Annotated in this window: 5 protein-coding genes; 3 read left to right on the top strand and 2 right to left on the bottom strand. The window is 63.7% G+C overall.

The annotated features are described in order from the left end of the window. Positions 1-190: 190 nt before the first annotated feature. Positions 191-1,084: a glycosyltransferase family 2 protein gene (locus ABZF37_RS04950; RefSeq protein WP_372717391.1), complete on the top strand. Its 894-nt coding sequence runs from the start codon at positions 191-193 to the stop codon at positions 1,082-1,084. A gap of 6 nt (positions 1,085-1,090) precedes the next feature. Here ABZF37_RS04950 and ABZF37_RS04945 read toward each other — a convergent pair whose 3' ends face one another. After that, positions 1,091-2,809, bottom strand: a complete 1,719-nt coding sequence (locus ABZF37_RS04945) for an FAD-dependent oxidoreductase (RefSeq protein WP_372717389.1) — start codon at positions 2,807-2,809, stop codon at positions 1,091-1,093. 22 nt (positions 2,810-2,831) lie between these two features. Further along, positions 2,832-3,848, bottom strand: a complete 1,017-nt coding sequence (locus tag ABZF37_RS04940) for a class I SAM-dependent methyltransferase (protein ID WP_372717387.1) — start codon at positions 3,846-3,848, stop codon at positions 2,832-2,834. A gap of 484 nt (positions 3,849-4,332) precedes the next feature. Here ABZF37_RS04940 and ABZF37_RS04935 point away from each other — a divergent pair, with 484 nt between their 5' ends. Both ABZF37_RS04935 and ABZF37_RS04930 read left to right on the top strand, forming a co-directional pair. After that, positions 4,333-5,553, top strand: a complete 1,221-nt coding sequence (locus tag ABZF37_RS04935; protein ID WP_372717385.1) for an SRPBCC family protein — start codon at positions 4,333-4,335, stop codon at positions 5,551-5,553. A 3-nt stretch (positions 5,554-5,556) separates the two neighbouring features. After that, positions 5,557-5,880 carry a hypothetical protein gene (locus ABZF37_RS04930; protein WP_372717383.1) on the top strand — a complete coding sequence of 108 codons (324 nt, stop codon included), beginning with the start codon at positions 5,557-5,559 and terminating at the stop codon, positions 5,878-5,880. Positions 5,881-6,000: the final 120 nt, after the last annotated feature.

Here is a 6,000-nt window from a genome sequence, read left to right as displayed (position 1 = left end):
GTGAACACGTCCGCGGTATAAAACGACAATTCCATCGCGCGTTTCCCTCCGGACCTTGATAGCGCCTTCACCGGCAAGCAGGTGGCTGTACCGCCGCAGAGTCTAGAACCGGCTGCGACGGATGTGCGCCGGATCTGCTGATATTGTGAGCGCCACGCACCCCCATCATCCCGCCTAGCGAGCACACGCCATGACCGAAATCCGGCCCGAACTGTCCATCGTGCTGCCGGCTCGAAATGAGGCCGCCGCGCTTGAACGCCTGCTACCAACCCTGAAAGCCCAGCAACCGGCGGCGCAGATCATCGTCGTTAACGATGGCTCAACCGATGACACCAGCGAGGTGTGCGCGCGCCACGGCGTGCAGGAAGTACGACACAGTTACAACATCGGCAACGGCGGAGCGGTGAAGTCGGGCGCACGGGCGGCGCGCGGCGAGGTGATCGTGTTCATGGATGCCGACGGTCAGCACGACCCGGCCGACATCCCGCGCCTGCTGGCCCGGCTGAACGAGGGTTACCAGATGGTGGTCGGTGCCCGTGACGCCGGCTCACAGGCCAGTGTGGGCCGGTCGCTGGCCAATCGTTTGTACAACGGCGTCGCCAACTATATGACCGGCCAGCGGATCGCCGATCTGACCTCGGGCTTTCGGGCAGTGCGGGCGGCGCGCTTTCGCGAGTTCCTGTTCCTGTTGCCGAACGGCTTTTCGTATCCGACCAGCATCACCATGGCGTTCTTTCGCGCCGGTTACAGCGTCGCCTATGAGCCGATCGTGGCTGCTCGCCGCACTGGTCGCAGCCACATTCGCCCACTGCGCGATGGCGCCCGGTTCCTGCTGATCATTTTTCGGGTGGCAACGCTGTATGCGCCGCTGAAAATCTTCGCGCCCGTGTCCGGGATCAGCTTCGTCGCCGGGCTGGTCAACTATCTGTATTCCTATGCCACAGTTGGGCGCTTCACCAACGGCAGCGCAGTGCTGTTCACCACCGCGGTAGTGGTGTTTCTGATGGGTCTGATCTCGGAGCAGATCACCACCCTGCTGTATGCCACAACGGCTGGTGAGCGGCGGCGTACGGACATCACCTGACCTCGCTCACCGGCCGCGCCGGGTCGCCGCATGCTGGCCAGCCAGAGCGCCGAACACCAGCGCCGCGCCAATGGTGGCGCCGGCCGACCAGTAGGCCTGCCCGGCGGGTGCGGCAATACAGTTACCCGCGCCGTACAGACCTGCGATTGGCTCACCGTACCCATCCAGCACCCGGCTGTGGGTGTCGATTACCGGCCCGCCCTTGGTATCGAGTACCCCGGCGCACAGGATGATGGCGTGGTATGGGCCGGTATCAGCCAGCGGGTGCAGGGTGGCGTCCGGAAACTCGTTGTGCTGGCCCGGCAGGCGGTACAGGGTATGGAAGAACTGGTCGGTCGGCGACTCGCCGCGGCCGAAGTCGTCGTCCTTACCCTGTCGGGCAAGGTCATTGAAGCGCGCCACGCTGGCGCCGAGATTGCCGGCGAAATCCGCGTCCAGGCTAAAACCGCCACTGTGCGGGGCAAGCTGCGTCAGGCGCGCCGACAGCGCGGCCGTCAACGCCCCAAAGTCCGCACCGCTGATCACGTACGGCGCGGTTTCGGGCGGTAGCGGAAACAGACCGGCAAACTGGCTGGCGGTGCGCTGGTCATACACCATGAACGTGAGCAGCTGGCTGTACTCGGCACGCCGTGCGTCCCACACGAAATGCGCCTGCGAGCGCTCGTTGTAGACGAATTTCTCGTTTACGTAGCGGCGACCGTAGCGGTTGACCTGCAGCATCGAATCGCCGGGCGGTACAAACACGTTCATCGGCACGGCCGAGTTGTGGATGGCCTGCTCGAACAGGATTTCCGCCCACCACGCGTTTTGCATGTTTCCAAACTGCGCGCCGGCCGCTTGTGCGATGGGGACGAAATCACCCTCCGCAGCCGGCACCGTGCAGCCGCCATACACGGGCCCGCGCAAGAATTGCCGGCGCAGCACCGGATTATGGATAAACCCGCCAGTTCCGAAGATGACCCCGCGATGGGCACGGATGCGGTGGGCACCCTCAGGGGTTTGCAGCTCCAGACCCTGCACCGCGCCGGCCTCATCCAATACCAGGCGCCCGGCGCGATGTCTGTAGAGAACCGGAATCTGTCGCTGGCTGAGCGCAGCCTGTAACTGGCGTGCGATCTCCTCGCCCATGCCGGCGCTACCGTCGGCCTTGCGCGGCTGCAGAATGCGCCCATACGGGGCAGCGTTTTCGGGCAGGGTCGGGTAGTAATCCGGCATCCAGGCCACACCATCGGCGCCCGGGAAAAAGGTGGATCGAAGCGCCTCCATCTCCTCCAGGGCGTCAACTACCCGCGCGGCGTTGTCATAAAACGTTTCAATCAGCGCGTAGGCGTCGGCCGGCAGGCCAAGACCCGTGGCGGTCGGGTTATACAGCGTCGGAAACGCCAGTCGCGCCATGTAACGCATGGCCTGCGGCTTGGGGTCGGTCAGACCCTGGGCGCGCATCAGGCTGTTGGCGGGCATCCAGTAGCCGCCCTGCGACTTGGCCGTGGTGCCGCCAAAGTAGTCGGCCTTCTCGACCACCATGACCGCCGCGCCAGCCTGCCGGGCAAACAATGCAGCGCTGGAACCGGCGGCGCCGGTGCCGACCACCAGGACATCGGTTTCCTGGTCGTAGCGATCGACTTCGGCGGCAAGCAAGGCAGGCCGGCCGATAAGACCCGCGCCGAGCAAGCCAGCGCTACCGGCAAGAAACTGTCTCCGCTTGAAGCCGCGCGACTCGGTCATCACCCCCCCCGTATTTGGACGCTCAGCTAACCCGGCGGGCAACAGTCACGCTGACCAGCCCCGGCGGCGGCACTGATTGCGCGTCGACGCGCAGGCCAGCCGACTCGATTAATGCTTTTTGCTGCGGCAACGACAACAACTCATTACCCCAGAAGCGCTCGATGAATTGCGTCATGGCACAGCTCTTGGCGGATCGCAGATCCTCGACATGCTCGGGGTAGGGCTCGTCCACCACCAGCAGTAGGCCGCCCGGTTTCAGAGCGGCGTGGGCACGAGCCAGGATTTCGGCGCGCACGGTGGGCACGGTTTCGTGCAACACCTGGATCAGCGTCACGAGATCAAATGCCGCTTCCTGCTGCTGGCTCTCGGCCGCTGCCAGGCGCGCCTGTGCGCGCTGCGCCACCCCCGCTTGCGCCAGGCGGGCGTTCGCCTGCTCGACCGAACGCGGCTCCACGTCCACGCCGAGCAGTCGGCCATGGGGGTAGGCGCGGGCCAGGGCCAGCAGGGTACCGCCTGCACCGCAGCCAAGATCGAGCACCGCCACGTCGTCGCGTCCGGCCAGTTCCGGCAGGCCGGGCAGGATGCTGCCGACGACAAAGCCGGCGATGCCGGCCGTGACCTTCGCTACGCCATCGATGAAATCCGCATCATGCTGCTGGAAGGTGTAGGCATCACCGCTGCGCAGCAACTGGGCCATGCGATCGAAATCCCGCCCACTGACATGATGAAAGCCGGCCAGCGCACCCAAATAACTGTTGTGCTCCGGGCGCGCCAGCAGTGCCGCCATGTGCGGCGCCAGTCGGTAATGGCCGTCGTCCTGCTCCAGCAATTCCAGTGCATAGCCTGTTTGCAGAAAATGGCGCAGATACTCCGCATTCAGCCCTTGCTGCGCCGCGAGCGCCACCGGCGTAATGCCATCGGCTGCGGCCGCCAGCGCACCAAACAGCCCGGTGTCGACGCCCAGCTCGATAAAGCGGGTGGCGTTATAGCCGACGAAATAATCGACCAGCTTGTGCATCTGCCCGATGCGGTCAGTCATATGTCGTTCTCCAGGGGGGATGCGACGGGCCAGGGCGATCGTAGGGATTTGGGCACCAGTTTAAGGAAGCGCTGAATAAATCCCTCCTGGATTTCTCAGCGCCCGTCATCGGAAAAGCGTGGTTTTCCGATGACTCACAAAATCAGTGGCTTACAGCCACAGATATTGGCAGCGCATCCGTGCACTGCGGGAAACACCAAATACTTCAGCGTCTCCTTAAACTGCGGCCTTGCGCCCAGGATGAACGCCGGGCGTGACAGGGACTTTAGCAACACAACGATCGCAACGGATTAGTGGGCGGGTTGGGCCAAAGATCCCCTGTCCTGTCCTGTACTCAACCCTGGGCAGCTGATCTAGTATGCTCAAGCGCGCGGTCGATGCCAGCGAATCGCGCTCAGCCCCGACAAGCCTGCCACCTTCGAGCAGACACGCCGAGGCTAATAAACCTGTCTGGCCGCTGTGTTGCCCATCCGGAGGAGCGACCATGAACGCGATCAACCCTGAACTCGCTACCCGCATCACGACTGATGCACCGACGCTGGTCGATGGCCCGATCCCGGTCGAGCCCTACGTCTCGGCGGAGTTTTTCGAGCGCGAACGGGAGGCCATTTTCAAGCGCGCCTGGCTCAACCTGTGCCGCACGGAAGACCTGCCAAATGTTGGCGACTTCAAGGTATTCGAGGTCGAGATCTGGAACGCTTCGGTGCTGCTGGTACGCGGCCGGGACGGTGCTTTGCGGGCGTTTCACAATATCTGCACCCACCGTGGCAACCAGATCGCCGCCCGCTACGGCTGCGAGGGCAACACACGTACCTTCGTGTGTGGCTATCACGGCTGGACCTTCGACCTGGACGGTAGCCTGCGCGCGCTGCCGGCCGACGAATATTTTCCCGACATCGACAAATCACGCATGGCCCTGGTGCCGGTCACCTGTAACACCTGGAATGGGTTCGTTTTCGTGAACTGGAACGCCCAGCCCCAGTGGCCGCTGGCTGAATTCCTGGGCGGTCTTGGCCAGCAGATCGACGGCTACCCATTCGACCAGATGGAGCGCGTGGCCCGCTACAGCGCGCGCGTGGCGGTGAACTGGAAGACCTTCATCGACGCTTTCCACGAGACCTATCACGTGGGCATGGTGCACGCCCGCTCGCTGCCGGGCTGCTCGATCCCGATCGACCTGCGTGAGGAGTTCAACACGCTGGCCTCGGCCCGCTTCTACCCACCGCATCACTCCGCCAGCAACCGCATGGCCAGCCGCGTGGATGTCACACCGGTCTGCGGCGCCGCCTGGCAGCTGGGCGCGAGTTTCGCCGCCAACGAACAGGCGCCGCGCCTGCCCGGCACCAACCCCAGCGACGATCCACGCTGGTACTTCGACATCAACGTGTTCTTCCCGAATTTCTTCGTCGATGTCGGTCCAGGCTGGTATTTCACGTACAACTTCTGGCCGGTCAGCGCCGACGAAACCGAGTGGTCGATGGACATCTATCAGTTCGCCGCTGCCGACGTCGGCCAGCGCATCGCCCAGGAACACACCAAGGTGCTGCTGCGCGATCTGCTGTATGAGGATCTGAGCACCATGGAGACCACCCACAAGGCACTGAAGTCCGGTGTGCTAAAGCACCTGACCACCAGTCCCATGATGGAAATCGCCGTGCGCCACCAGTACAGCAATGTGCTGCGCTGGGTAAACGGGGAGGCCTGAGTGATGCCACACCCCCTACCGGACGCCTTTGCCGACCTGCAAATGTATGCCGACCGGTTCGCGCTGCCGACCGAACGCGAACGCCATTCCGAACGCCTGAAGGGGCCGTTCAGCGAATTGCAGGCGCTGTACGATGCGGTCCTGCCCCGCCTGGATGCCATTCAGGGCTACCTGAAGACCCAGCCGTGGCCGGACTTGCCCGAGCGCGAGCAGCATTTGCTTAATCTGGCGCTGGCCTTGATGGAGGTATCGCTGGCCGTGGAATCGCACCACCAGCCAACGGTGCCATTCGGCTTCGACCACAGCCGCTTCAAGGTCCACTTTTAGATCCCGCTTGCCATTCGGTCGCCGTCAGCCTTCCGCCCTGTGCTGCGTATGGACGGCAGTATCGGTCGATTAACCACAAGAATGGCGCCCTTGCAGGCGCCCAAACCTGGCTATACGGAG

The sequence above is a fragment of the Immundisolibacter sp. genome (genome assembly GCF_041601295.1).
Taxonomy (GTDB): Bacteria; Pseudomonadota; Gammaproteobacteria; order Immundisolibacterales; family Immundisolibacteraceae; genus Immundisolibacter.
Note: the sequence above shows the minus strand (reverse complement) of the source record. Positions and strands in the feature narration are given on the sequence as shown.

What these genes read in the sequence shown, in the direction of transcription:
- ABZF37_RS04930 (WP_372717383.1), top strand. Translation starts at nt 5,557, where the DNA reads ATGCCACACCCCCTACCGGACGCCTTTGCCGACCTGCAAATGTATGCC.
- ABZF37_RS04950 (WP_372717391.1), top strand. Translation starts at nt 191, where the DNA reads ATGACCGAAATCCGGCCCGAACTGTCCATCGTGCTGCCGGCTCGAAAT.
- ABZF37_RS04940 (WP_372717387.1), bottom strand. Translation starts at nt 3,848, where the DNA reads ATGACTGACCGCATCGGGCAGATGCACAAGCTGGTCGATTATTTCGTC.
- ABZF37_RS04945 (WP_372717389.1), bottom strand. Translation starts at nt 2,809, where the DNA reads ATGACCGAGTCGCGCGGCTTCAAGCGGAGACAGTTTCTTGCCGGTAGC.
- ABZF37_RS04935 (WP_372717385.1), top strand. Translation starts at nt 4,333, where the DNA reads ATGAACGCGATCAACCCTGAACTCGCTACCCGCATCACGACTGATGCA.